Genomic DNA, 23,266 nt, shown 5'->3' with positions numbered 1-23,266 from the left:
CCGGGGCGGGGCCGTCACGGGCTGCCGCCCGCGCCGACCCGCGCCATGATGTCGCACAGTGCCCGGTCGTCGAACACCTTCGCGGTGGGCACCCGGACGTTGGTCCGCCGCTGCCCGGTGACCGGGTGTCCGGCCAGGTTGACCCAGTAACAGCAGTGCCGCAGCTCCAGCGCGTCCGGGCCGGCCGAGAGCCAGCGGTCGACCCGGCGCGGCAGCAGCATCACAACCAGGATCCGGGGCACCGCGACCCGCTCCCGCGCGAGCTTGCGAAGGTGGTCGTTGTCCAGGGTGAAGCTGAAGAAGGGTCCGCGCGGATCGGGTGCGATCTGTGCGGTGGCCTTCAGCTGGATCTTGACGGTGACCTCGTCGTCCACCGCGTGGGCGCGCGAGCCGTGGCTGACCTGCCAGTCGATGCCGTTGTCGGGGAAGGGCTGGGACAGCGAGCAGCCGGCCGCCGCCGCCACCGCGTGCAGATAGCCGACCTGCAGTGTCTCCATGCAGGCCGTCACGGCCAGATCGCCCCGCAGGACGGCCGCCGCCCCGTCGGGCTGCGGCTCTGTCAGCGTCATCGCCCCGTAGCCTCCCCCGGCCCGCGGGCCCGTCCGGATTCGAACGGGTCGTCTGATCGCAGGGTGCCCGGCCCGGACAGGGCCAAACGGTTGAAGGGGCGTCAGGAGCGGGTATCACCCGGGCGGGAATCGCAGTACCTGAGGGGCAGTCATGCAGCAGCACTGGTACACCGGTCCGCTCGCCTCCTTCGACACCGAGACCACCGGCGTGGACGTCGAGACCGACCGGATCGTCTCGGCCGCCCTGGTCGTCCAACTCAGCCCGGGCGCGGCACCGCGGACCACTTCCTGGCTGGCCGATCCGGGCGTGCCGATACCCGACGGCGCCCGGGCGATCCACGGCATCGGCGACGAGCGGGTGCGCGCGCACGGCCGCCCGGCGCAGACGGTGGTGGCGGAGATCGCCCGCGCCCTCGCCGAGCAGAGCCGCGCGGGGCACCCCGTGGTGGTGATGAACGCGCCGTACGATCTGACGCTGCTGGACCGGGAGTTGCGCCGCCACCGGGCCACCGCGCTGGCGGACGCCCTCGGCCCGGACGGGCTGCTGGTGCTCGATCCCCGGGTGCTGGACAAGCACGTGGACCGCTACCGCAAGGGCCGGCGCACGCTGACCGACCTGTGCGCGCACTACGGGGTGGAGCTGACCGGAGCGCACGACGCGGCGGCCGACGCGACGGCGGCCCTGGGGCTGGTCCGGACGATCGGCGCGCGCTACCCGGCGGCACTGGGCGGGCTGTCGGCGGCCGAGCTGCACCTGCGGCAGGCGGTCTGGCACGCCGCGCAGGCCCGGGGGCTGCAGAACTGGTTCGACCGCTCGGGGACGCCGGAGCGGGTGGACTTCTCCTGGCCGTTGCGCCCGGCCCGCTGCGGGTGCGGACGGCGGCTGTCGGCGGAGCACAGCTGCGAGGTCGCGGCGTAGCCGGACCGGATGCGACGGCCGGCGCTCTCCGGATCGGTCGCTCGGTCGCTCGGTCGCTCGGTCCACGAACGCAACAGGCCCCGATCGGTATCCGATCGGGGCCTGCGTGCTGTCCGGTGGGCGATACTGGGATCGAACCAGTGACCCCTTCGGTGTGAACGAAGTGCTCTCCCGCTGAGCTAATCGCCCGGGCAACGAGAAGAACAGTAGCACCATTCGGGGGGTGTCGTACAACTCGCACCAGGCCGGGCGGCCGGCGCATCGGCAGAACTCGCGCTCCGCGCGGAAGGTGACTGCGCCTCAGTCCGATTCTCCGGCGGCAGTTCACGGGATTGCGGAAATACATGTGAGGCCCAGCCGATAATCGACTGGGCCTCACATATCACAATGCATTCCGGTGGGCGATACTGGGATCGAACCAGTGACCCCTTCGGTGTGAACGAAGTGCTCTCCCGCTGAGCTAATCGCCCGGGTGCAGGGAAAACATTACCGCATCCCCCGGGGTGCTCCGAACACGCCCGCCCCGGGCCCCCGCCCCGGCCCGTCACCCGAACGGGCCGCCACCGGTCGCCGCGGCCGGGTCAGTGCCGGTCGATCTTCCAGGGCATGGTGAGCCCGTACTTCCAGAGGTACCAGGCGCCGATCCCGGCGATCACCGCCAGACCGATCGCGGTGAGTGTGATGTTGCGGCGGCGGACCCTCGGGTCCATCGCCTTCTGCGCCGCCTCGGCCACCTTGCGGCGGGTCCAGCGCAGGGCCAGCTGGGCCCAGACGAACTCGGTGGCCCAGACGCCCATACCCAGGAAGATGACCACCCAGCCGGGGCCGGGCAGCGGCAGCATGATCACTCCGGCCACCACCACCGCCAGGCCGACCAGGAAGACGGCCACCTGCCAGCTCAGGTGCAGCGGCCTGGACCGCCGGATGAAGTGCGGCGCGCGCGAGCCCAGCGGCCGGCCGCCGTCGGCGCGCGCCGCGTCCTCCGCCCCGTCCCCGTCGCCGTCCCCGTCCGGCGTGTGTACCCCCGAGTCGTCCGGCACGACCGCATCACCCGTTCTCATGTTCCCGCCCGCGTTCCCGCGCGCCTTGTCGCTTCGCACAGTCATGCCAGGAAACTAACCGAGAAGTGGCCCGGTAATGCCCCGGCGGGCACTCCGTGCCGATTCCGCAATGCGCCGTAAGGGGTACGACTCGGCCCCGAATCGGGACAGAGGGGTTTACATCGGTCGCGGAGGTGGGATGGTCCGTTCGCCGACGTGCGATTCCCCGAGCGCACACTGAGCGAAAGGCCATGGCGCTTATGAACACCACGGTCAGCTGCGAGCTGCACCTGCGCCTCATCGTGTCCAGCGAGTCCTCACTGCCCGTCCCCGCGGGCCTGCGCTACGACACCGCCGACCCCTATGCCGTGCACGCCACGTTCCACACCGGCGCCGACGAGACGGTGGAGTGGGTGTTCGCCCGAGATCTCCTTGCGGAGGGGCTGCATCGACCCACCGGCACCGGCGACGTCCGGGTCTGGCCCTCGCGCAGTCACGGGCAAGGGGTGGTCTGCATCGCGCTGAGCTCTCCGGAAGGAGAAGCCCTGCTGGAGGCCCCGGCCCGAGCGCTTGAGTCGTTTCTCAAGCGCACGGACGCCGCCGTGCCGCCCGGCACCGAACACCGTCACTTCGACCTCGACCGGGAGCTGTCCCACATCCTCGCCGAAAGCTGACCCCGACCGGAGGCGGTCACGCCCCGCCGTCGGCGGGGCCGTAACCCCCTGCTGTCACCGCTGCCGTCCTACTCGGGGGCACGGCAGCACGACTCAGCCGCGCACGACGCGGACTCGGGGCCGGTGAAACGGCCCGCCCCCACCGGGGCGGGCCCCGCACCGCAGGCGCCCGGCACTGGAGCCGGCCATCCGTACGGGTGGCCGGCCTCGCTGCCGGGCGCCGCTCTTTCCCGGCGGCGGGTGATCGGACGTTGCGGGTCCGCGACACGACCGCCCGCACGCCCCGTCGCAATCCGTACACGCCTTCGACCGAAGCGGCGGCCCGCCGCTGCGGGGCCCGGTAAGGTCTGAGACTGACCGTAGACGCGGGGTGCCGACGGCCCCCTCCGCGCGAGGAGCCCCCACGTGCTGATCACCCATGACACCGAGTGCGCGCTGAGCATCCTCGTCGAGCTGCTCAACACGGCGCCCGAGGTGTGCGGCAGCGAGCTGCTGCCCGACGTGGCCGCGCTGGACGCCTTCGTGGTCCGCCAGGAGATCAGCGAGATCGACTCGCTGACCGAGGACGACCTGCGCAAGGTGCAGGAGCTGCGCACCCGGCTGCGGGAGGTGTTCGGCACCGAGTCCACGGCGGAGGCCGCCGAGCTGGTCAACGCGCTGGTCGCGGCCGCCGGCACCACGCCCCGGCTCACCAACCACGACCACCACGGCTGGCACATCCACTACTTCGCCCCGCACGCCGCCCTGCACGACCACCTGGCGGCCGAGCTGGGCATGGCGCTGGCGTTCATCCTCACGGCGGGCGAGCGCGAGCGGCTGCGCCGCTGCGAGGCGCCGGACTGCGCCCGCGTCTTCGTCGACCTCTCCCGTAACCGGTCCCGGCGCTACTGCGACAGCCGGACCTGCGGGAACCGGCTGCACGTCGCCGCCTACCGGGCGCGCCAGCGCTCGGCGGAGGCCGTGCCCTCCGCCTGAGCGCTCACCGGCCCCCGGTCGCCGTGACCGCCGCGTTCAGATGCCGCGGCGGCGCAGGATCTCCTCGATGTCGGCGAAGTCGCCGAGGCCGTCGTCCCGCTTGCCCGCCTTCGGCGCGGTGCTCCTGGGAGCGGCGGCCTTCGGGGCGGCGGAGGGCCGGCCGGCCGGTGCACCGGTGACGGCGGCCCGTCCCGGGGCGGGCCCGGCGGCGGCCGGCGCGGAGCCCGTGGCGTCCACCGCGCGGCGGCGGCCCGCCCAGCGGGTGGTGACCAGCAGGGCGGCCGACACCGCGAGCAGCGCGATGCCCGTCCAGACCCGGGGGTCGAACACCAGCTTGGTCGCCCAGTCGGCGAGCTCGCTGCCGATCGTGCGCGCCACCGGGAAGAGGCCGGTCAGATAGAGGCCGGCCGGCAGCAGCGCCACGGCGAACCAGCGGGTCGCGGAGAGGTAGCGCCGGCGGTAGGCGCGCAGGCCCGCGACGGCCACGCCCGCGGCGGTGAGAATGAAGGAGACCGCCGCCGTCAGCACGGCGACACTCCGTCACGTCCAGTTGTCCTCGTCATCGGGTCGGACCTCCCGTCGCTTCCGGCCGGCGCCCGGGCACACCGCCGGGACGGCGTGGTGCCCACTAGTGGAACACTGGGGGCATGATCGAAGGTTCCCTCCCCCGTCTCGAGTTCTGGTGCGAGCTCCAGTGCCCGGACTGCCGCACCGCCCTGGACGACGTCCGGGCGCTGCGCGAGCAGTACGGTGACGCGCTCGTCGTCGAGTTGCGCCACTTCCCGCTGGAGAAGCACAAGCACGCGTACGCCGCGGCGCAGGCCGCCGAGGAGGCGTTCGCCCAGGGCCTGGGGTGGCCGTACGTGGAGGCCCTGCTGGAGCGGGTCGACGACCTGGCGGCTCGCGGCGAGGAGGTGCTGCTGGAGGTGGCCCGTGCCGTGGGAGTGGATGCCGAGGAGGTCGACACCGCGCTGGTCGACGGCCGGCACACGCTGATCGTGGACGCCGACCAGGCCGAGGGGAAGGCGATCGGGGTGCGGGGCACCCCGACGTATGTGATCGGCGGGAAGCGGCTGGACGGCGGGCAGAGCCAGGACGGCCTGCGGGACCGGATCGTCGCCGTCATCGAGGCGGCGAAGGCGTCCTGACGCCAGGTCAGGTCAGCGGCTTGCCGTAGACCCGATTGGTGACCCGGTAGCCGAGCGACTCGTAGAGCCGGATCGCGACCGCGTTCCCGGTGAACACGTTGAGCCCGAGGTCCCTCACGCCGGCGGCCAGGCACTCGCGTTCGGCGAGCAGCATCAGCGAGCGGCCGTGGCCGGCGCCCCGGTGGGCCTCGGCCACCTCGACGACCATCACCCAGGCGAGCGGGGCGCCGTCGGGCAGGTCCCGGACCCGCAGGGCAAGCCAGAGCGAGCCCAGCGGGTCCGGCGCGTCCCCGTAGAGCCGGCGCAGGGCCACACCGGGGCTGTCGGCGCCCTGCGGCAGCAGGGACTGGTGGTCGGCGTCCGACTTGGCGCGAGCCTGCTCGGCGCCGAGGCCGGAGGAGACCAGGTCGGACAGGTAGCCCTCCTTGGCGTCGGCCAGCCACCCGGGGAAGGCCTCGGCGTCGATCCGGCGCGCGGCGACGCCGGCCGGGAGCGCGGGCGGGGCGGCGAGCCGCTTGGCCATGTTCCGCATCCGCTCGGTGTAGCCGAGGGCGACGGCGAGGCCGCGGGCGGCCGGCGCCGCCTCGGGGACGTCGGCGTCGACCCGGGTGCAGCCCCAGCCGCGGAGCACCTCCTCGGCCGCGAGCGCACCGAAGGTGCCGCGCCCCCGGCCGCGCCCCTCGTGCACCTCCAACTCCGATATCTCACCCCAGAGTTGATTGCCGCGGCGAATGGCGGTGGTGCGCAGCGCGCCGACCGGGCGGCCGTTGGCGCAGATCTGCCAGCGTCTGGTGCGGCCGCCGGCGGCGGGTGACTCCGGCCCCTCGGGGCGCAGCGTGGTGGTCATGTCGTGGTCCCTTCCCCGCCGCCCGGGTGTTCTATCCGCCGGGGGGCCGCGAGGAGTCCGGGGCCGGTGTGGTGGGGCTCAGGGGTCGAGGTCGTCGCCGCTGCGCTCGGTGAAGACGGCCAGGGCCTTGGTGGTGACGGGGCCCGGTCCGGCGAGTTCACGGTCGTCGATCCGGGTGACGGCCTGGACGTCGCGCAGGGTGGAGGTCAGGAAGATCTCGTCGGCCTCCCGCAGCACGTCCAGCGGCAGGTCCGTCTCCTCGGCGCCGCACCAGTCGACGACGAGCTGCCGGGTGATGCCGGCCAGGCAGCCGGAGGCGAGGGTGGGGGTGAGCAGGCGGCCGCCGAGGACGACGAAGACGTTGGAGCCGGTGCCCTCGCAGAGCTGCCCGGCGGTGTTGGCGAACAGGGCTTCGGAGGCCTGGACGCGGTGGGCGGCAGCGAGCGCGACGACGTTCTCGGCGTAGGAGGTGGTCTTGAGGCCGGCGACGGCGCTGTGCTCGTTGCGGCGCCACGGGACGGTGGCGGCGGCGGTGGTGTCGGGCCGGCGGGCGGCGGTGCCGAGGGAGACGACCAGGGTGGGGGCGTCCTGGCCGCGCTCCGAGCCGAGCGGGGCGATGCCGCCGGTGTAGGTGAGGCGCAGGCGGCCCAGGGGCATCGGGTTGGCGGCCAGCACCTGGGCGCAGGCTTCGCGGACCAGGTCGTGGTCGGGGTCGGGCAGGCCGAGGCCGCGGGCGGAGCGGGTGAGCCGGTCGAGGTGGCGGGTGACGGCGAAGGCCCGGCCGTCGACGGCCTTCATCGTCTCGAAGACGCCGTCGCCGGTGGTGAGGCCGTGGTCGAGGACGGACAGGGCGGCGTCGGCGGAGTCGACGAGTGACCCGTTGACCCAGCTCTTGGTGGGGTGCTGCATCGAGGGCTGCTCCTCAAGGCGGTTGCGCGGTGCGGTGAGCCTGGGTCGGTGGTGGCCCGGGGGCGTGCGTCCCGCTTCAGTCGGTTGCGGTGCCCGACGCTATCGCGACCAGGCGGGCGGCCTTCAGTTCGGTTTCCGCCCACTCGCGCGCCGGGTCGGAGCCCCAGGTGATGCCCGCGCCGGTGCCGAAGCGCAGCACGGGTGCGCCGGGGTCGGTCCGGTCGATCCAGAACGTGCGGATGCCGACGGCGAGTTCGCTCTCGCCGCGGTCGGCGTCGACCCAGCCGACGGCTCCGCAGTAGGGGCCGCGCGGGGCGGTCTCCAGGGCGTCGATGATCCGCAGGGCGCTGGACTTGGGGGCGCCGGTGACGGAGCCGGGCGGGAAGGTCGCGCCGAGGAGTTCGGGCCAGCCGGCCTCCGGGCGCAGGGTGCCCTGGACGGTGGAGACCAGGTGGACGAGGCCGGGGTGCTTCTCGACGACGCAGAGGTCGGGGACGGTGACGGTGCCGGTCTCGCACACCCGGCCGAGGTCGTTGCGGACCAGGTCGACGATCATCACGTTCTCGGCGTGGTCCTTCTCCAGCAGGTCGGCCTCGGTGCGGCCGGTGCCCTTGATCGGTCCGGAGGAGACGGTGTGGCCGTCGCGGCGCAGGTAGAGCTCGGGCGAGGCGGTCGCGATCTCGACGCCGTGTCCGGGCAACCGGACGGTGCCCGCGTAGGGGGCGGGGTTCCCGCGTGCGAGCAGACCGGTGAGGGCGTCGATGTCGGTGCGGTCCCGGTCCGGCAGCGGCGCGGAGAGGACGCGGCAGAGGTTGGCCTGGTAGACCTCGCCGGCCGCGATGTGGTCGCGGATGCGGCGGACGCCGGCCTCGTAGGCGGCGCGGTCCAGGGAGCTGTGCCAGCTGTCGGCGGCCGGGCCGAGCCAGCCCGCGCCGGACGGGGGCGCGGGGGCGGGGCGGACATCGTCGAAGCGGGCGCAGGTGAGGCGGCCCTCGAAGTCGTGGACGACGGCCCAGAAGCCGGCGGAGTCGAGGGCGGCCGGGTCCGAGGTGACGTCGCGCAGCCCGGTGGCGAGGCGGCCGCCGAAGCGGGCGAGCGGGCTGTGGGGGACGGGCTGGCCGGACACGGTTCTCCTGCGCGGGCTGGTGGGGCTGCGGTGCCTGAAGTGTAGGTCGGGGGCGCGGGCGGGGGTCGGGCCGCCGCAGGGGGCGTGAGCAGGTGCGGGCGTCGCGCGGGTGTGCGCCGGGTGGCCGGCGGCTGACCGTCGGGTGCGCCGCAGGTGGGGGCGGTGGCCACCCGGAACGGCTGACGGGGCGGCACCCCGGGGGCACCCCCGCGGCACGCTGCGGGAACGGATTTTTAGCTGGCCCGGGAATCCGCTAGAGTTCAACACGTCGCCAGGGAGCGCAGCCGCACAAAAGCGGTGAGGCCCCCGGGAGACAGGCGGACGTGGCTCAGTTGGTAGAGCATCACCTTGCCAAGGTGAGGGTCGCGAGTTCGAATCTCGTCGTCCGCTCGATGGAGAACAGTGTAAGATCGTTCTTCGAGTGTTGCCTGGTGGAGTGGCCGAGAGGCGAGGCAACGGCCTGCAAAGCCGTCTACACGGGTTCAAATCCCGTCTCCACCTCCAAGAGGTACGACCGGTTGGACCGGGCGACCTCCCCGCGCGATTAGCTCAGCGGGAGAGCACTACCTTGACACGGTAGGGGTCACTGGTTCAATCCCAGTATCGCGCACGTCGGATCCTTCGGGGTCTGCTGCAGGACCGCCACACCAGGCGCGATTAGCTCAGCGGGAGAGCACTACCTTGACACGGTAGGGGTCACTGGTTCAATCCCAGTATCGCGCACGTCGGGCCCTTCGGGGTCTGCTGCAGGACCGCCACACCAGGCGCGATTAGCTCAGCGGGAGAGCACTACCTTGACACGGTAGGGGTCACTGGTTCAATCCCAGTATCGCGCACAGTAACCGGCCGGGGCCGTGATCCATGGATCACGGCCCCGGCCTTCTGCGTTTCCGGGACCGCTGGCGCGGTCGGCGTGACTGCCGTTCCGCAGCGGGCCTTGGGGCCCGGGAAACGAAGAAGAGCCGTGTACGGACGCCCTCACCGACGTCCGTACACGGCATCTCCGCCTGCCGGGGTGCTCTGCGCACCACTCCCGCCCGTCCGCGGGTCAACGCGGTGCGCGGCCTTCCCCGGCGGCACTGGCTCCCCGTCCCCAGGGGATCAGTGCCCGTTCAGTGGCCGGCCGGGCTGGTGCGCCGGCCGGGATCACGGGTCGATCGGTCAGTGGGTGATCAGTTCGGCGACGGCCTGCGCCTGGTTCGCCATCTGCTCCCAGCCCCCGAAGAGGATGACCAGCAGCACGGCGCAGGGCAGGGCGATCGCCAGCGCCACCGCCGGGTGCCTGGTCGGCTCCGCGGCCTGGCGCTGGGTGAAGGCCGGCCGACGGCGGCGGGGTGACCCCGTGAGCTGCGATGCCATGCCCTCACTCCTGATTCCTGCGCCGCTCTGGTCGTGCGCTGCTCGTGCCGACCGACGGGTCTAAGTGGACGCGGTGGACGGCTTACCTCGGGGGACGAGCTCCCCGTCCACCGCTGAGGACAACGCTATGGCCCGAGGGGGTGGTCGGACGTCATGCCGTCGTACTGTTCTCCGGGCATCCCCGAGGATGACGCTCCGACTTGAGGAGTACTACCGAAGGGGGAGAGTCCCTCCACCGGACCCCCGGGGGAACCCTGAGAGCCGACCCCGAGAAGCGCTCCCGCCACCCCGCGCGCGACTGTCAGTGCAAGATCGGACAATCGCACGGAGGGTTCAGGTGTTGCGTATCAGCACACCGCAGCAGGCAGTCCGTAAGCTGTGCCCGACAGGAACTGACGATGCCCCAACCGACGGGGCCTCATCCACAGGCTGACGGGGAACGATGATGGCGATGATGCGGCTGAGGCGTGAGGACCCCCGCATCGTCGGGCCGTACCGGCTGCACCGGCGCCTCGGAGCCGGCGGCATGGGCGTCGTCTACCTCGGCTCGGACCGGCGCGGGCAGCGGGTCGCGCTCAAGCTGATCCGCGCCGAGCTGGCCGAGGACCTGGAGTTCCGCACCCGCTTCGCCCGGGAGATCGCCGCCGCGTCCAGGATCCGGGGCGGCTGCACGGCGCGGGTGGTCGGCTCCGACATCGAGACCGACCGGCCCTGGCTGGCCACCGCGTACGTCCCCGGGCCCTCGCTCTACAAGCGGGTCGGCGACGGCGGCCCGCTGAGCTGGCCGGAGGCCGCCAGAATCGGCGCCGCCCTGGCCGACGGCCTGGTCAAGGTGCACGAGGCCGGGGTCGTCCACCGGGACCTCAAGCCGTCCAACATCCTGCTCTCGCCCCGCGGGCCGCGGATCATCGACTTCGGGATCGCCTGGTCCCGCGGCGCCAGCACGCTCACGCACGTCGGCACGGCGGTGGGCTCCCCCGGCTTCCTCGCCCCCGAGCAGGTCCGCGGCGCCGCCGTGACACCCGCGACGGACGTCTTCGCGTTCGGGGCGACGCTCGCGTACGCGCTCACCGGGGACACCCCGTTCGGCTCGGGCGCCTCCTCCGAAGTGATGCTGTACCGGGTCGTCCACGAGGAGCCCGACCTGACGGACGTCCCTCCGCAGCTGGCCCCGCTGATCCGGGCCTGCCTGGCGAAGGAGCCCGCCGAGCGGCCCGGGGCGGCCGCCCTGCACGAAAGGCTGAGCGAACTCGCGGCGCGCGGCACGGGCGACGGCCCGGCGCCGGAGCGGCCCGGCCGCGGGCCCGTCGGCCGCGCCGGGGCGGGCGCCCGGCCGAGCGCTCCCGGGCCCGGCTCGGCCGCCGGACCGGGCTCGGCGGGCGCCCCCGCACGCGGCGTCCCCGCGCCGGGGCGCGGACCCGACCCGGCGGGCGCCCCGCGTGCCCGCGCCGGGACGGTGAGCCGGCCGGGCGGCCAGCAGCCCGTCGCACAGCACGGCGCCCACCCGGGTGCCCACCCCGGCGTCGCCCAGCGCCGGCCGCAGGGCCGGCCGGGGCAGGCCGCCACCGCGCCGATGCCGCGCCCCGAGGCCCACACCACCCGGCCGCTGCGCGAACGCCAGCAGACCCCGCCGCCGGGGCGCACCGGCACGCCCGGCGCCGCGGCGGGCCCCCGCGAGCGGGACCAACGGCCGGACCGGCCGCGCGGGCAGGCCCGCGACCGGCAGCACACGCCCGTCCCCGGCGGCCGCCCGGCCACCGCCCGCCGGCGGTTGCTGCGGCAGCGGCTGGTGGTCTTCGTCACCGTGACGATCGGTGTGGCACTGGCGATCGCGGCGGCGCAGGGGTGCGAGAACCGGGACAACCAGAGCCTCGGTCCGGTCCGCGGCGCCGGGGCCACGGTCAGCGCCGGACCCAACGGGCCCGCCGGGCAGTCGGGCGCCGCCACGCAGGGGTCCGGGCTCTCGGCGGACGGCGCGGCACAGTCCGCGACACCGCTGGCGGCGGCGGCCCACGGCAGCGTGGCGGGTGACGGCGCGCTGACGCCGCCGCAGGGCGCCGGGCCGGCGGTGGACTGGCCCAACCGCAGCTACCCCGACCCGGCGGGCGGCCCGGCGATCGCGCTGCGGGACGGCCGCTCGGTGGCTGGGGCGGGGCCCCAGGTCGCGCTCAGCGCCGTCCTCCCGGCCCGATACAAGGGCGCGGCCGCGGCCCTGGTGGTGCTGCGCCGCGCGGAGGGCTCGGTGCCGGCCGACCTCGTCCAGCTGTTCGCCTTCAACGGGGACGCGCCGGTCGCGCTGGCGTCCCGCTCGTCCGCCGCCGATCCGCAGGCGACCGCCGCCTGGCGGCTCGACAACGGCGCGCTGGTCCGCGAGGAGCGGGCCAACCAGACCGGCGCGGTGGCCTCCACCCGCTACTCGGTGCGGTCGGACGGCACGATCGAGGAGTCCTGGCCCGGCGCCCCCACCACGATCGTCACCCCGCCACCCGCCGCCGCCCCGGCCCCGCCGACGGCCCCCACGGGCTGACCGGCGGGGCAGCCGACGCACCGGAAGTCGGCCGGGCCGACTTCGCACTCTCCCGGCTGGCTGAGGCGCTCACCGACAGCTCCGGTGGGGCGACCCTCGGCCACCTCCGAGCGCAGGAAGTCGGCCGGGCCGACTTCCTGATCCGCGGCTCAGGGTGTGGATGGCGTGGGCCCTCGGGGAGACAAGGCCGTGCTCCGCCCTGATGAGGGCGCGGCGGGGGTGCGGGGTGCGGATCAGGCCGAGGGGCCGAAGGTGCGGGCCACGGTGAGGAAGCCGCCGGCGGCCGGCAGGTGAGGCCGTCGCCCTGCGGGGTCCCTCGGCTGGGTGCGGGAGCGGGGGGGGCGACGGGTCAGGCCGGGGCGGTGACGGCGTAGAAGGCCACGGCTGCGGCGGCGCCCACGTTGAGGGAGTCGATGCCGTGGGCCATCGGGATGCGGACGGCGCGGTCCGCGGCGGCCAGCGCCCGGCGGGTGAGGCCGTCGCCCTCCGCGCCGAGCATCAGGGCCGCCTTGGGCAGTCGGTGCGGGGCCAGGGCGGCCAGGTCGACGGAGCCCTCGGCAGGGGTCAGGGCGAGCAGCTCGAAACCGGCGGCGCGCACGGCGTCCAGCGCGGCCGGCCAGGGCTCCAGGCGTGCGTACGGGACGGCGAAGACGGCGCCCATGGAGACCTTGACCGCGCGCCGGTACAGCGGATCCGCGCAGTCGGGCGAGAGCAGCACGGCGTCCATGCCGAGCGCGGCCGCGCTGCGGAAGATCGCGCCCAGGTTGGTGTGGTCGACCAGGCCCTCCAGCACGGCCACCCGGCGGGCGCCGGCCAGCAGCTCGGCGGCGTCCGGGAGCGGGCGGCGCTCCATCGAGGCGAGCGCGCCGCGGTGGACGTGGTAGCCGGTGACCGCCTCGGCCAGCCCCGGTTCGACCACATGGACGGGGGCGTCGGTGTCGGCGATCACGTCCGCCATCACGTCCAGCCACTTGGCCGTCAGCAGCATCGACCGCATCCGGTACCCGGCGGCCATCGCGCGGCGGATGACTTTCTCGCCCTCGGCGATGAACAGGCCCTCGGCGGGTTCGCGGCGGCGCCGCAGTTCGACGTCGGTCAGGCCGGTGTAGTCGCTCAGGCGCGGGTCGGCGGGGTCGGTGATGGTGCTGGGTTCGGACACCCTGCGATCTTGCCAAGCCGGGGTGGAGAAGGCCAAACGGCCCAGGGCGGGATGTGCTTGACCTTGGCCTGTAGGTGTGTGGAGTGCAAATATGACGTATGGCCCGTTTTCCGGGCCGATCATGGGCTCCGTCGGCCTCTGGCACTTTCGGCTCCGCTACGTCGTCCCGTGCCGCTGGTACCGCCGGCTCCTCCGGTGGGCGCCCACACGGTCGGCAACAGCAGCCGAAGGACGCTCGGCCGAGACCGGTACAGCGCCGGTCGGTGGCCGGGCAGGTCTTCGCGCTGCAGGTACTCGTGGTGCTGCTGCTGGTCGCCGCCGCAGTGGTGGCGCTGGTGGTGCAGTCCCGCAACGACGCCCGGCACGAGGCGACCAACCGGTCGGTGGCGGTCGCCCAGACCTTCGCCAACTCACCGGGCATCGTCGAGGCGCTGCACTCCCCCGACCCCACCGCGGTCCTGCAGCCGAAGGCCCAGGCCGCTGCGCTCAACGCGGGAGTGGACTTCATCGTCGTCCTCAACACCGACGGCATCCGCTACACGCACCCCAATCCGGCCCGGATCGGTCAGAAGTTCGTCGGCGACTACGAGCCCGCGCTGCACGGGCAGGTGGTGACCGAGCAGGTCAACGGCACGATCGGACCTCTGGTCCAGGCGGTCGTGCCGGTCCGGGCACCGGACGACTCCGTGGTCGGCATGGTCTCGGCGGGGGTCACCATCGCCAACATCAGCAGCGCGAGCGAGCGGCAGCTGCCCGTGGTGCTGGGCGCCGCGGCGGTCGCTATGGGGCTGGCCACCTGCGGGACGGCGCTGGTCAGCCGGCGGCTGCGGCGGCAGACCCACGGGCTGGGCCCGTCCGAGATGACGCGGATGTACGAGCACCACGCGGCGGTGCTGCACGCGGTGCGCGAGGGTGTGCTGATCGTGGCCGGCGACGGGCGGCTGCTGCTCTGCAACGACGAGGCGCGCCGGCTGCTGGCCCTGCCCGCCGACGCCGAGGGGCGGCTGGTGACGGAGCTGGGCCTGGACCGCGCGCCCGAGGAGCTGCTGACGGCCAACCGGCCGGTCACCGACGAGGTGGTGCTGGCCGGTGAGCGGCTGCTGGCCGTGAACGTCCGGCTGACCGACCGGGACGGCGGTCCGCCGGGCTGCGTCGCCACCCTGCGGGACTCCACCGAGCTGCTGGCGCTGTCCGGGCGGGCCGAGGTGGCCCAGCGGCGGCTGCGGCTGCTGTACGACGCCGGGGTGTCGGTGGGCAGCTCGCTCGACGTGACGCGGACGGCCGAGGAGCTGGCCCAGGTGGCGGTGCCACGGTTCGCGGACTTCGTCAGCGTCGATCTGGCCGAGGAGGTGCTGGAGGGCGACGAGCCGCCGCAGGGCCAGCCGCTCGGACAGATGCGGCGGGCGGCGTTCAAGGGCGTCCGGGAGGGCTCGCCGTTCTATCCGGTGGGCACGGTGCTGGCGGTCGTGCCGTCGACGCCGCTGGCGGGCGCGCTGGACACCGGGGAGGCCGGGCTGGAGCCGCGGCTGGCGGAGGCGGAGGCCTGGCGGGGGCAGGACCCGGAGCGCTCGGCGCAGGCGCTGGAGTACGGGGTGCACTCGCTGGTGCGGGTGCCGCTGCGGGCGCGCGGGGTGCTGCTGGGGGTGGCGCGGTTCTGGCGGGCGGACCGGCCGGAGCCGTTCGACGAGGAGGACCTGGCGCTGGCCGAGGAGCTGGTCTCGCACGCCGCGGTCTGCATCGACAACGCGCGCCGGTACACCCGCGAGCACGCGATGGCGGTGACGCTGCAGCACAGCCTGCTGCCGCGCAACCTGCCCGCGCAGAACGCGCTGGACGTGGCGCACCGGTACCTGCCGGCGCAGGCGGGGGTGGGCGGCGACTGGTTCGACCTGATCCCGCTGCCGGGCGCGCGGGTCGCGCTGGTGGTCGGGGACGTGGTGGGGCACGGCCTGCACGCGGCGGCGACGATGGGCCGGCTGCGGACGGCGATCCACAACTTCTCGACACTGGACCTGCCGCCGGACGAGTTGCTCGGGCACCTGGACGAGCTGGTGAACCGGATCGACCAGGAGGAGTCGGCGACCGGCGGGGCGGCGGCGGTCACCGGCGCGACCTGCCTGTACGCGATCTACGACCCGGTGACGCGGCGCTGCACGCTGGCCAGCGCGGGGCACCCGCCGCCGGCGCTGGTCGGTCCGGACGGCCGGGTGGAGTTCCCGGAGCTGCCGACCGGGCCGCCGCTGGGGCTGGGGGCGCTGCCGTTCACGACCGCCGAGCTGGAGGTGGCCGAGGGCAGCCGGCTGGTGCTCTACACCGACGGACTGGTGGAGGACCGCGACCGGGACATCGACGAGGGGCTGGAGATGCTGCGGGCCGCGCTCACCGGGCCGCCGCGCACTCCCGAGCAGACCTGCGCGGACGTGCTGGGCGCGATGCTGCCGGCCCGGCCGCAGGACGACATCGCGCTGCTGGTGGCGCAGACCCGGGCGCTGGCGTCCGACCAGGTGGCGGAGTGGGAGGTGCCGTCCGACCCGGCCGCGGTCGGCGAGGTGCGGGCGGCGGTGGCGGAGCGGCTGGCGCAGTGGGGGCTGGACGAGGCGGCGTTCGTCACCGAGCTGATCCTGAGCGAGCTGGTGACCAACGCGATCCGGTACGGGCGCGGGCCGATCCGGGTCCGGCTGCTCCGCGACCGGGCGCTGATCTGCGAGGTGTCCGACGCCAGCAGTACGTCGCCGCACCTGAAGTACGCGGCCACCACGGACGAGGGCGGGCGCGGGCTCTTCCTGGTCGCGCAGTTCGCGGACCGCTGGGGCACCCGCTACACGGCCGGCGGCAAGGTGATCTGGACCGAGCAGCCGTTGGAGTGAGGCCGGGCGCGCGGGTCGCGGTGCGGAGTGGGAAGTCGGCCGGGCCGACTTCCCACTCCTCGGTCGATCAAGCGCGCAGGGTTGATCAGACGCGCACGGGTTGGTCAGGCGTGCGGGGTTGGTCAGGCGTGCACGGCGGGGGCCAGCACGTTGACCACGTCACCGATGACGATCACGGCGGGGGGCTTGATCCGCTCCGCCTCGACGGTGGCCGCGACCGTGGCGAGGGTGGCGTCGACCCGGCGCTGGGCCGAGGTGGTGCCCTCCTGGACGACCGCCACCGGGGTGTCGGCCGGGCGGCCGCACTCGATCAGCTTGTCGGCGATCGCGCCGATCTTGTCGACGGCCATCAGCAGCACCAGGGTGCCGGTCATCCGCGCGACGGCCTCCCAGTTGGTCAGCGAGCGCTCGTCGGCCGGGCCGACGTGCCCCGAGATCACGGTGAACTCGTGCGTCATCCCGCGGTGGGTCACCGGCACGCCGGCCGAGGCCGGCACGCTGATCGAGCTGGAGATGCCCGGCACCACGGTGACCGGCAGCCCGGCCTCCGCGCAGGCCAGCAGCTCCTCGCCGCCGCGCCCGAACACGTACGGGTCGCCGCCCTTGAGCCGGACGACGAACTTGCCGGCCTTGGCGTGCTCGATGAGCGTCCGGTTGATCGCCTCCTGGGCCATGAACCGGCCGTACGGGATCTTGGACGCGTCGATCACCTCGACGTGCTCGGGCAGCTCGGCGAGCAGCTCGCGCGGGGCGAGCCGGTCCGCGACCACCACGTCGGCGTCGGCGAGCAGCCGGCGCCCGCGCACGGTGATCAGGTCCGGGTCACCAGGACCGCCGCCGACCAGGGCGACGCTCCCCGTGCCCGGCCGCCCGGCGGCGCCCCCGACCCCGTGCGAGCGGTACTGGCGGGCGGCCAGCGAGCCGTCCCGCAGGCCGTCCACGATGGCGTCGCGCAGGGCGGCGGAGTGCCTCGGGTCGCCGGTGAGGACGGCGACGGTGGCACCCGCGTCGCGGCCGCTGGCCGGGGTCCAGGCAGTGGCGGCGGCCGCGTCGTCGCTGCGGGCGCAGAACACCCGCTCGCGCTCCGCCTCGGCGCTGACCGCGGCGTTGACCGCCGGGTCGTCGGTGGCGACCAGCGCGTACCAGCTGTCGGCCAGGTCGCCGTCCCGGTAGCGGCGCTCGTGCCAGGTGAACTCGCCGGCGTCGGCCATCGCCTGGACGGCGGGCGTGGTGGTCGGCGATATCAGGTGCAGGTCCGCGCCGGTGGCGATCAGCGCGGGGAGCCGGCGCTGGGCCACGTGGCCGCCGCCGACCACGACGACGCGGCGGCCGGCGAGCAGCAGGCCCACCGGGTACGGGGTCCGGCCCTCGGTGCCGGGGTGCGGGTTGGGCGCGGTCATGGGCAGGGCTCCTGAATCAACGTGAGGGTGCGGTGGGGGTACGGCGCGGCACCGCTCCGCGCGCCGGCGCGCCCTCGGGCCGGTTCACGGAGCGGTGCGGACGGTCGTCAGGCCTTCTCGGTGACCCCGGCGGAGTCGAACGTGGCTACATCGTGCATCGCCCGGGCCGCACTCTGCACCAGCGGCAGGGCCAGCAGGGCGCCGGTGCCCTCGCCGAGCCGCAGGTCGAGGTCGATCAGCGGACGCAGGCCGAGCTTGGCCAGCGCGGCCTGGTGGCCGGGCTCCGCCGAGCGGTGACCGGCGATGCAGGCGGCGAGCACCTCGGGCGCGATCGCCTTGGCGGCCAGAGCGGCCGAGCCGGCGATGACGCCGTCCAGGATGACCGGGGTGCGCAGCGAGGCGGCGCCGAGCAGGAAGCCGGCGATGGCCGCGTGCTCCAGACCGCCGACGGCGGCGAGGACGCCGATCGGGTCGGCCGGGTCCGGCTGGTGCAGGGCGAGCGCGGCGCGGACGACCTCGACCTTGCGGGCGTGCGTCGCGTCGTCGATGCCGGTGCCGCGGCCGGTGACCTCGGCCGGGTCCAGCCCGGTGAAGACCGAGATCAGGGCGGCGGAGGCGGTGGTGTTGGCGATGCCCATGTCACCGGTGACCAGGGCCTTGTTGCCGGCGGCGACGAGGTCGCGGGCGGTCTCGATGCCGATCTCGACGGCCTTGAGGGCCTCGTCCCGGGTCATCGCCGGGCCCTGGGTCATGTCCCCGGTGCCGGGCCTGACCTTGCGCGGCAGCAGGCCGGTGGTCCGGCCCTGCTGGATGGCGTCGGGGAGCTCGGCGGCGACGCCGACGTCGACCACGCAGACCTCGGTGCCGATCTGCTTGGCGAAGGCGTTGATCACCGCGCCGCCGGCCAGGAAGTTGCCGACCATCTGGGCGGTGACCTCCTGCGGCCAGGGGCTGACGCCCTGGGCATGGACACCGTGGTCGCCCGCGAAGATCGCCACGCAGGCGGGCTCCGGGATCGGCGGCGGGCACTTGCGGGACAGCCCGGACAGCTGCGCGGAGATGATCTCCAGCATGCCGAGCGAGCCGGCCGGCTTGGTCATCCGCTTCTGGCGGTCCCAGGCCTCGCCGAGGGCCTTGGCGTCGAGCGGGCGGATGCCGCGCAGGGTCTCGGAGAGCAGGCTGTGCGGCTCCTCGCCGGGCAGCGCGCGGTTGCCGTACTGCTCCTCGTGGACGACCCAGGAGAGCGGACGCTTCTTGGCCCAGCCCTGCTGCTGGAGCTCCGGCTCGTCCGGGAAGGCGTCGACGTAGCCGACGCAGAGGTAGGCGACGACCTCCAGGTGCTCCGGCAGGCCGAGCTCGCGGACCATCTCCTCCTCGTCGAAGAAGCTCACCCAGCCGACGCCGAGGCCTTCGGCGCGGGCGGCCAGCCAGAGGTTCTCGACGGCCAGGGCGGCCGAGTAGGGGGCCATCTGGGGCTGGGTGTGCCGGCCGAGGGTGTGGCGGCCGCCGCGGGTGCGGTCGGCGGTGACCACGATGTTGACGGGCGTTTCGAGGATCGCCTCGATCTTGATTTCCTTGAACTGCTTGGCCCGGCCCTTGGGGAGCGAGTCGGCGTAGGCCTCGCGCTGGCGCTCGGCCAGTTCGTGCATCTTGCGACGGGTCTTGGCCGAGCGGATCACGACGAAGTCCCAGGGCTGGGAGTAGCCGACGCTGGGCGCGGTGTGGGCGGCCTCCAGGACGCGGATCAGCACCTCGTGCGGAATCTGGTCCGGGCGGAAGCCGTTGCGGATGTCGCGGCGCTCGCGGATCACCTGGTGGACGGCCTCGCGGCCGGCGTCGTCGTAGCCGGGGGCGGCCGGACCACGCGGCTCGGCGGGCTCCTCCGCGGGCTCCTCGGCGACGGGCTCCTCGGTGCCGGGGTCGGCGGTGACGGGCTCCTCGGTGCCGGGGTCGGCGGCTTCGGGCTCGGCGGCTTCGGCGGGGTCGGCCGCCTCGGCGGGCTCCGCGGCCTCGGCGCTTCCGGCCTCCGCGTCGGGGGCGGCGGCGTCGGCCCCGGCGGCCTCGGGCTCGGTCTCGGCGGCCGGCTGCTCCGCAGGGGCCTCGGGAGCCTCTGGGGCCTCAGGGACCTCCGCGGCGGCCTCGGGAGCCGCTTCGGGCTCCACCGGCTCCACCACGACCGCGGGCTCGGCGACAGCCCCCTCCGGGCCCGGAGCCGTGGCGGCGGCCTCGGCCTCCGCCGGGGCCTCCTGCGGCTGCTCGGGCTCCGCGACGGCGACGGCGACGGCCTGGCCGGACGGCATCTCGCCGGTGCCGACAGCGGTCTCGGCGGACTCCTCGGCGGCGGCCTCGACGCCCGTCCCGGCGGCGGCCTCGGCCGGGCTCCCGCCCTCGGCGGGGGCCTGGCCCTCGGTGACGACCGGCGCCTGCTCGACGGCGTCCGGCTCCTGGGCGGCCGGCACCGGCTCGGCCGCGGGCTGCTCGACAACGGGCTGCTCAACGGCGACCGGCTCGGCGGCGGGCTGCTCCGGGGCGGTGTCCGGCACCGGCTCGGCGGCGGGCGCCTGGGCCTGCTCGGCGACCGCTATGGGGACGGCGTGCCGGCCCTCGCCCTCCGCGACGGCCTGGACCGGCTCGGTGCCCTCGACCTGCGGGAGGCCGTGCGGGGTCGGTGCGGCGAGGAAGGCGGAGATCCGGCGAGGCTGACCGGCCTGGGCGGCCGGCTGCTGCGGCGCGGCCTGGGCGGCGTCGGGCGCCTGCGCCTCGACGGCCACGGGCTCGGCGGCCACGGGCTCGGCGACAGCGGGCTCGACGGCAGCGACCTGCTCGACGGCGACCGGCTCGGCAACGACCGGCTCGGCAGCGACGGCCTCGGCGGGCAGGGCTTCGGTCTGCTCGGCGACCGGCACCTGCACCGGCACCTGCTCCACGACGGCCGCGGGCTCCACGACGGCGTCGGCGACGGGCGCCGCCACGGGCGCCTCGGCGGTCAGCCCGGCGTCGGCGACCGGAGCGGCCACCTCCACCGCGCCCACCGGCTGCGCGGCCGGTTCGGCGTACTGCGGGGCCTGCGGGGCCTCCTGGACCGGCGGCACGGCCTGCGGCGGCTGGACCGGGGCCACCGGCTGCTGCGCCGGCTGGGCCTGCACGGGCGCGGTGGCCTGCGGCTCCGGCTGCCCGGCGAAGACCGGGATGCCGTGCGCGGGCGTGCCGCCCTGCGACGGGCCGCGGTCGGCGAGCGAGCGCACCGGGACCTGGCCGGTCATCAGCGAGGGGTCCGGGATCGGGGGCCCGGCGTGCAGCGGGCGGCGGGGCTGCTGAGCCGCCGTCAGCTGGTCCTGGCCCTGCGCCTGGAGCGGCGGCTGGACCTGCTGCGGCACCGCGACCTGGAGCGGCACCGGCTGGACCTGCTGGGCGGCCGGGTCGGCCGCGCCGAGGACCGGCGGCTCCAGCGGCGGCCAGGACGGCTCGACCGGCGTACCGGGAGCGGCCTGCTGCTCGGCGCTCTGCTCACCGGGACCGGCCGCCAGCGGCTCGCCCCAGGAACCCTGTGGACCGGGCATCAGCAGGACGTCGTCCTCGTCGTCGAGGGGGTCCGGCTGGTCCGGCTGGTCCAGGAAGTGGAACGCGGGGCGCGGGGCGCCCTGGTCGACCCCCCAGCCCTCGCCGGGCGCCTGGACGCCGTAGCCGGGCACGCCGAGCGGCTGCGGCTGACCGCCGGGGCCCTGCGCGGGAAACATGCCGATGCCCTGGCCCACCGCTCCGGGCAGGCCGTTCCCCGGCGCCGCCGGGTTCGGGATCAGGCCGCCGTCCGGTGCGACGCCCTGCCCCGGCGCGACAGTGGAGACGCCCTCCGGGCCGCCGAGAGGGTCGGGCCCGGCGAGCAGGTGCTCCGGCAGTCCCTCGTTCGGAACGTGGCCGCCATCGGTCATGTCAAAGCTCCTTCCAGGCCGCTGCCGCGCCCTTGGCGACGCGATCACCGACCGCAGCGCCCATCCGCACGGGCCGGGCCCTGGAACCGGACCCGCCCCTCAACCACATGCGGCCGCCGCGCCGAGGCGCTGCGGCCGAATTCCTTCCGGCGCGCTGCGGCACCCCGGCCCGCGCACCACCCGGGTGGGGAGGCGCGCCATCTGAGACAACGACAAGGCGGGGCAACCGGCAACGACCGCACCGGACCCTACGGCATTCTCCAGGTCCGGCACGCGGCCCGTCGAATTGCCCACACTCCGAGCCGTTCCGGGTTGCACCGCGTCAAAAAGGCGACAAACCGACCGGATCGGGCGGGCCCCCGGACGCCGCAGCCGTCCCGGACGCCACACTACCGGCCCGGCGCCGCCACCTCTCGAATCGGTGTCCGGATGCGACCTGGATCACCGCCGGACCCCGCAATCGCCACCGGGGCGGCCGGGCGACGGCACCCGGTCTTCACACGATCTGCTCACCCCAGAGCAGGAGCACGCCGGGCTCGCCCGCCGCCAGCCCCAGGCCGCCGTCCGTCCCGACCGGGCGCAGCGGCGCGGACTGGAGCAACGCGCCGTCGGCGCGGTAGCCGGCCCCGGTGACGGCGCGGCGGATCTCCTCGGCCTCGGCGAGGGTGCGGGCCACCGCCGCGAAGCGCTCGGGCCGGCGGGCCAGGACGGCGCGCACCACGGCGATGCCGCCGGCCTCGACGACGGCCGCGTCGGGCTCCGGCAGGCCGCCGAGCACCTCCGGGCCGGAGCCGTGGACGGTCTCCACCTCGACACCGAAGCGGCGGGCGTTGACCGTCAGCCGGGCGCAGGCGGAGCGGGAGGCCTCGACCGCGACGACGGCCGCGCCGAACCGGGCGGCCTCCACGGCGAGGGCGCCGCTGCCCGCGCCGACCGACCAGACCAAGTCCCCCGGACGGACACCCAGACGGGCCAGTACGAGGGCGCGCGCGTGCGCGGGCAGCGCCTCCGGCGCGCCGGGCGCGTCCTCCGCGCGCCCGGCGCCCGTGTAGGCGTCGCCGGGGAGCGCCCAGCCGCGGTCCGGGCCGGGGTAGCCGACCGGGCGGCCGGCCAGCCAGCCGGCCGCCTCGCCCACCGCGCCCGCCTGCGGACCGCCGCCGTTGCCGCCGATGACCAGCACCACGTTGGGGTCGCGCCAGATGTGGTCGGCGACCCGGTCGGAGGTGAGGACGGTGACGTCCTCCTCGGGGGTGCCGAGGGCCTCGCAGACCACGAAGGTGCGGTGCACCCCGCGCAGCATCAGGGCGAGTTCGCTCGGTCCGGCGCCGGGTGCGGTGAGCACCGCGACCTTGGCGTTGGCCCGGCAGATGTTGGCGGCCCGGCGCAGCCGTCCGCCGTGGGCGCTGACCACCTGGGCGTCCTCCCAGGGCATGCCGGCCCGGGCGAAGGCGACGGCGACCGAGGAGACGGCGGGCAGGACTTCGAGTTCGAGGCCGTACTCGGGGCGGCGCAGGGTGCGCACGACGCCGAAGAAGCCCGGGTCGCCCTCGGCCACCACCACGGCGGCGCCGCGGTGTTCGGCGATCCGGCGCGCCGCGAGCCCGACGTTGCCGAGCACGAGCCGCTCCGCGCTCGGGGGCACCGGGAGGGCGTTGAGCTGGTAGGGGGCGCCGGCCACCAGGGTGGCCGCGGCGAGTGCCGCGCCGGCGGCCTCGGTCAGCGGGGTGCCGTCCCACCCGATGACCGTGATCCGGTCAGCCATCTGCGGCCGTTCTCCCTCGCCTCGGTGCGCCGACATGCCGCGCCCGCTTACGGCGC

The 23,266-nt window shown here is 75.1% G+C and carries 17 protein-coding genes and 7 tRNA genes; 11 read left to right on the top strand and 13 right to left on the bottom strand.

Annotated features, from left to right (window positions below; genetic code table 11):
• Positions 1-14: 14 nt before the first annotated feature.
• The gene (locus tag ACIF6L_RS27915) at positions 15-569 is read right to left on the bottom strand and encodes a DUF4365 domain-containing protein (RefSeq protein ID WP_329486837.1); all 555 of its coding nucleotides are present in this window, start codon (positions 567-569) and stop codon (positions 15-17) included.
• 151 nt (positions 570-720) lie between these two features.
• Here ACIF6L_RS27915 and ACIF6L_RS27910 point away from each other — a divergent pair, with 151 nt between their 5' ends.
• On the top strand, positions 721-1,488 hold the full coding sequence (locus ACIF6L_RS27910) for a 3'-5' exonuclease (protein ID WP_352293261.1): 768 nt from the start codon (positions 721-723) through the stop codon (positions 1,486-1,488).
• A 117-nt stretch (positions 1,489-1,605) separates the two neighbouring features.
• Here ACIF6L_RS27910 and ACIF6L_RS27905 read toward each other — a convergent pair.
• The 3 genes from ACIF6L_RS27905 to ACIF6L_RS27895 all read right to left on the bottom strand — a co-directional run bounded on the left by ACIF6L_RS27905 (position 1,606) and on the right by ACIF6L_RS27895 (position 2,594).
• Positions 1,606-1,677: transfer RNA gene (locus tag ACIF6L_RS27905), tRNA-Val, on the bottom strand.
• Positions 1,678-1,886: 209 nt separating this feature from the next.
• Positions 1,887-1,958 (bottom strand) — tRNA-Val (locus tag ACIF6L_RS27900).
• Between the two features lie 111 nt (positions 1,959-2,069).
• Positions 2,070-2,594 (bottom strand): TIGR02611 family protein, encoded by a 525-nt coding sequence (locus tag ACIF6L_RS27895; protein ID WP_396489593.1) that lies wholly within the window; start codon positions 2,592-2,594, stop codon positions 2,070-2,072.
• A 194-nt stretch (positions 2,595-2,788) separates the two neighbouring features.
• Between ACIF6L_RS27895 and ACIF6L_RS27890 the strand changes: the two genes are divergently transcribed.
• Together ACIF6L_RS27890 and ACIF6L_RS27885 are read left to right on the top strand one after the other, a co-directional pair.
• A complete protein-coding gene (locus tag ACIF6L_RS27890) occupies positions 2,789-3,202 on the top strand; it encodes an SsgA family sporulation/cell division regulator (RefSeq protein WP_030056266.1) in 414 nt (137 codons plus the stop codon).
• A 405-nt stretch (positions 3,203-3,607) separates the two neighbouring features.
• Positions 3,608-4,177, top strand: a complete 570-nt coding sequence (locus ACIF6L_RS27885) for a CGNR zinc finger domain-containing protein (protein ID WP_352293258.1) — start codon at positions 3,608-3,610, stop codon at positions 4,175-4,177.
• A gap of 36 nt (positions 4,178-4,213) precedes the next feature.
• Here ACIF6L_RS27885 and ACIF6L_RS27880 read toward each other — a convergent pair whose 3' ends face one another.
• On the bottom strand, positions 4,214-4,705 hold the full coding sequence (locus ACIF6L_RS27880; protein ID WP_396489591.1) for a hypothetical protein: 492 nt from the start codon (positions 4,703-4,705) through the stop codon (positions 4,214-4,216).
• A gap of 119 nt (positions 4,706-4,824) precedes the next feature.
• On the opposite strand from ACIF6L_RS27880, the gene ACIF6L_RS27875 reads away from it, so the two are divergent.
• Positions 4,825-5,325: a DsbA family protein gene (locus tag ACIF6L_RS27875; protein WP_329486842.1), complete on the top strand. Its 501-nt coding sequence runs from the start codon at positions 4,825-4,827 to the stop codon at positions 5,323-5,325.
• Positions 5,326-5,332: 7 nt separating this feature from the next.
• On the opposite strand, the gene ACIF6L_RS27870 is transcribed toward ACIF6L_RS27875, so the two are convergent.
• From ACIF6L_RS27870 to ACIF6L_RS27860, 3 genes are all read right to left on the bottom strand, one after another.
• Positions 5,333-6,172, bottom strand: coding sequence for a GNAT family N-acetyltransferase (locus ACIF6L_RS27870; RefSeq protein ID WP_329486843.1), 840 nt, complete (start codon positions 6,170-6,172; stop codon positions 5,333-5,335).
• 78 nt (positions 6,173-6,250) lie between these two features.
• Positions 6,251-7,081, bottom strand: a complete 831-nt coding sequence (locus ACIF6L_RS27865; protein WP_352293254.1) for an aminodeoxychorismate lyase — start codon at positions 7,079-7,081, stop codon at positions 6,251-6,253.
• A gap of 76 nt (positions 7,082-7,157) precedes the next feature.
• Positions 7,158-8,207: a chorismate-binding protein gene (locus ACIF6L_RS27860; RefSeq protein WP_396489589.1), complete on the bottom strand. Its 1,050-nt coding sequence runs from the start codon at positions 8,205-8,207 to the stop codon at positions 7,158-7,160.
• 317 nt (positions 8,208-8,524) lie between these two features.
• On the opposite strand from ACIF6L_RS27860, the gene ACIF6L_RS27855 reads away from it, so the two are divergent.
• The 5 genes from ACIF6L_RS27855 (at position 8,525) to ACIF6L_RS27835 (ending at position 9,043) form a co-directional block, all read left to right on the top strand.
• Positions 8,525-8,597: transfer RNA gene (locus ACIF6L_RS27855), tRNA-Gly, on the top strand.
• A 40-nt stretch (positions 8,598-8,637) separates the two neighbouring features.
• Positions 8,638-8,711 (top strand) — tRNA-Cys (locus ACIF6L_RS27850).
• 34 nt (positions 8,712-8,745) lie between these two features.
• Positions 8,746-8,817 (top strand) — tRNA-Val (locus ACIF6L_RS27845).
• Positions 8,818-8,858: 41 nt separating this feature from the next.
• Positions 8,859-8,930, top strand: a tRNA-Val gene (locus ACIF6L_RS27840).
• Positions 8,931-8,971: 41 nt separating this feature from the next.
• Positions 8,972-9,043: transfer RNA gene (locus tag ACIF6L_RS27835), tRNA-Val, on the top strand.
• 325 nt (positions 9,044-9,368) lie between these two features.
• Here the strand turns inward: ACIF6L_RS27835 and ACIF6L_RS27830 are convergent.
• The gene (locus tag ACIF6L_RS27830; protein WP_329486846.1) at positions 9,369-9,566 is read right to left on the bottom strand and encodes a hypothetical protein; all 198 of its coding nucleotides are present in this window, start codon (positions 9,564-9,566) and stop codon (positions 9,369-9,371) included.
• A 451-nt stretch (positions 9,567-10,017) separates the two neighbouring features.
• On the opposite strand from ACIF6L_RS27830, the gene ACIF6L_RS27825 reads away from it, so the two are divergent.
• Positions 10,018-12,093 carry a protein kinase gene (locus ACIF6L_RS27825; protein WP_396489587.1) on the top strand — a complete coding sequence of 692 codons (2,076 nt, stop codon included), beginning with the start codon at positions 10,018-10,020 and terminating at the stop codon, positions 12,091-12,093.
• A 349-nt stretch (positions 12,094-12,442) separates the two neighbouring features.
• Here ACIF6L_RS27825 and ACIF6L_RS27820 read toward each other — a convergent pair whose 3' ends face one another.
• On the bottom strand, positions 12,443-13,252 hold the full coding sequence (locus tag ACIF6L_RS27820; RefSeq protein WP_396489585.1) for a TrmH family RNA methyltransferase: 810 nt from the start codon (positions 13,250-13,252) through the stop codon (positions 12,443-12,445).
• A 263-nt stretch (positions 13,253-13,515) separates the two neighbouring features.
• Between ACIF6L_RS27820 and ACIF6L_RS27815 the strand changes: the two genes are divergently transcribed.
• Positions 13,516-16,119: a SpoIIE family protein phosphatase gene (locus tag ACIF6L_RS27815; protein ID WP_396489583.1), complete on the top strand. Its 2,604-nt coding sequence runs from the start codon at positions 13,516-13,518 to the stop codon at positions 16,117-16,119.
• Between the two features lie 122 nt (positions 16,120-16,241).
• Here the strand turns inward: ACIF6L_RS27815 and cobA are convergent, their stop codons facing one another.
• The 3 genes from cobA to cbiE form a co-directional block, all read right to left on the bottom strand.
• Positions 16,242-17,519, bottom strand: coding sequence for a uroporphyrinogen-III C-methyltransferase (cobA, locus tag ACIF6L_RS27810; RefSeq protein WP_329486849.1), 1,278 nt, complete (start codon positions 17,517-17,519; stop codon positions 16,242-16,244).
• Positions 17,520-17,626: 107 nt separating this feature from the next.
• A complete protein-coding gene (cobT, locus tag ACIF6L_RS27805) occupies positions 17,627-21,448 on the bottom strand; it encodes a nicotinate-nucleotide--dimethylbenzimidazole phosphoribosyltransferase (RefSeq protein ID WP_396489580.1) in 3,822 nt (1,273 codons plus the stop codon).
• A 496-nt stretch (positions 21,449-21,944) separates the two neighbouring features.
• The gene (gene cbiE, locus ACIF6L_RS27800) at positions 21,945-23,210 is read right to left on the bottom strand and encodes a precorrin-6y C5,15-methyltransferase (decarboxylating) subunit CbiE (RefSeq protein WP_359807300.1); all 1,266 of its coding nucleotides are present in this window, start codon (positions 23,208-23,210) and stop codon (positions 21,945-21,947) included.
• Between the last annotated feature and the right edge of the window lie 56 nt (positions 23,211-23,266).

The organism is Kitasatospora sp. NPDC086009 (assembly GCF_044540385.1).
Classification (GTDB): domain Bacteria; phylum Actinomycetota; class Actinomycetes; order Streptomycetales; family Streptomycetaceae; genus Kitasatospora.
This window is presented reverse-complemented; position numbering and strand designations above follow the sequence as displayed.

Bases quoted from the DNA above. Each gene is read 5' to 3' on its own strand.
- ACIF6L_RS27870 (WP_329486843.1), bottom strand. From the start codon at position 6,172: ATGACCACCACGCTGCGCCCCGAGGGGCCGGAGTCACCCGCCGCCGGC.
- ACIF6L_RS27875 (WP_329486842.1), top strand. From the start codon at position 4,825: ATGATCGAAGGTTCCCTCCCCCGTCTCGAGTTCTGGTGCGAGCTCCAG.
- ACIF6L_RS27865 (WP_352293254.1), bottom strand. From the start codon at position 7,081: ATGCAGCACCCCACCAAGAGCTGGGTCAACGGGTCACTCGTCGACTCC.
- ACIF6L_RS27915 (WP_329486837.1), bottom strand. From the start codon at position 569: ATGACGCTGACAGAGCCGCAGCCCGACGGGGCGGCGGCCGTCCTGCGG.
- cobT (WP_396489580.1), bottom strand. From the start codon at position 21,448: ATGACCGATGGCGGCCACGTTCCGAACGAGGGACTGCCGGAGCACCTG.
- cbiE (WP_359807300.1), bottom strand. From the start codon at position 23,210: ATGGCTGACCGGATCACGGTCATCGGGTGGGACGGCACCCCGCTGACC.
- ACIF6L_RS27830 (WP_329486846.1), bottom strand. From the start codon at position 9,566: ATGGCATCGCAGCTCACGGGGTCACCCCGCCGCCGTCGGCCGGCCTTC.
- ACIF6L_RS27890 (WP_030056266.1), top strand. From the start codon at position 2,789: ATGAACACCACGGTCAGCTGCGAGCTGCACCTGCGCCTCATCGTGTCC.
- ACIF6L_RS27825 (WP_396489587.1), top strand. From the start codon at position 10,018: ATGATGCGGCTGAGGCGTGAGGACCCCCGCATCGTCGGGCCGTACCGG.
- ACIF6L_RS27895 (WP_396489593.1), bottom strand. From the start codon at position 2,594: ATGACTGTGCGAAGCGACAAGGCGCGCGGGAACGCGGGCGGGAACATG.
- cobA (WP_329486849.1), bottom strand. From the start codon at position 17,519: ATGACCGCGCCCAACCCGCACCCCGGCACCGAGGGCCGGACCCCGTAC.
- ACIF6L_RS27910 (WP_352293261.1), top strand. From the start codon at position 721: ATGCAGCAGCACTGGTACACCGGTCCGCTCGCCTCCTTCGACACCGAG.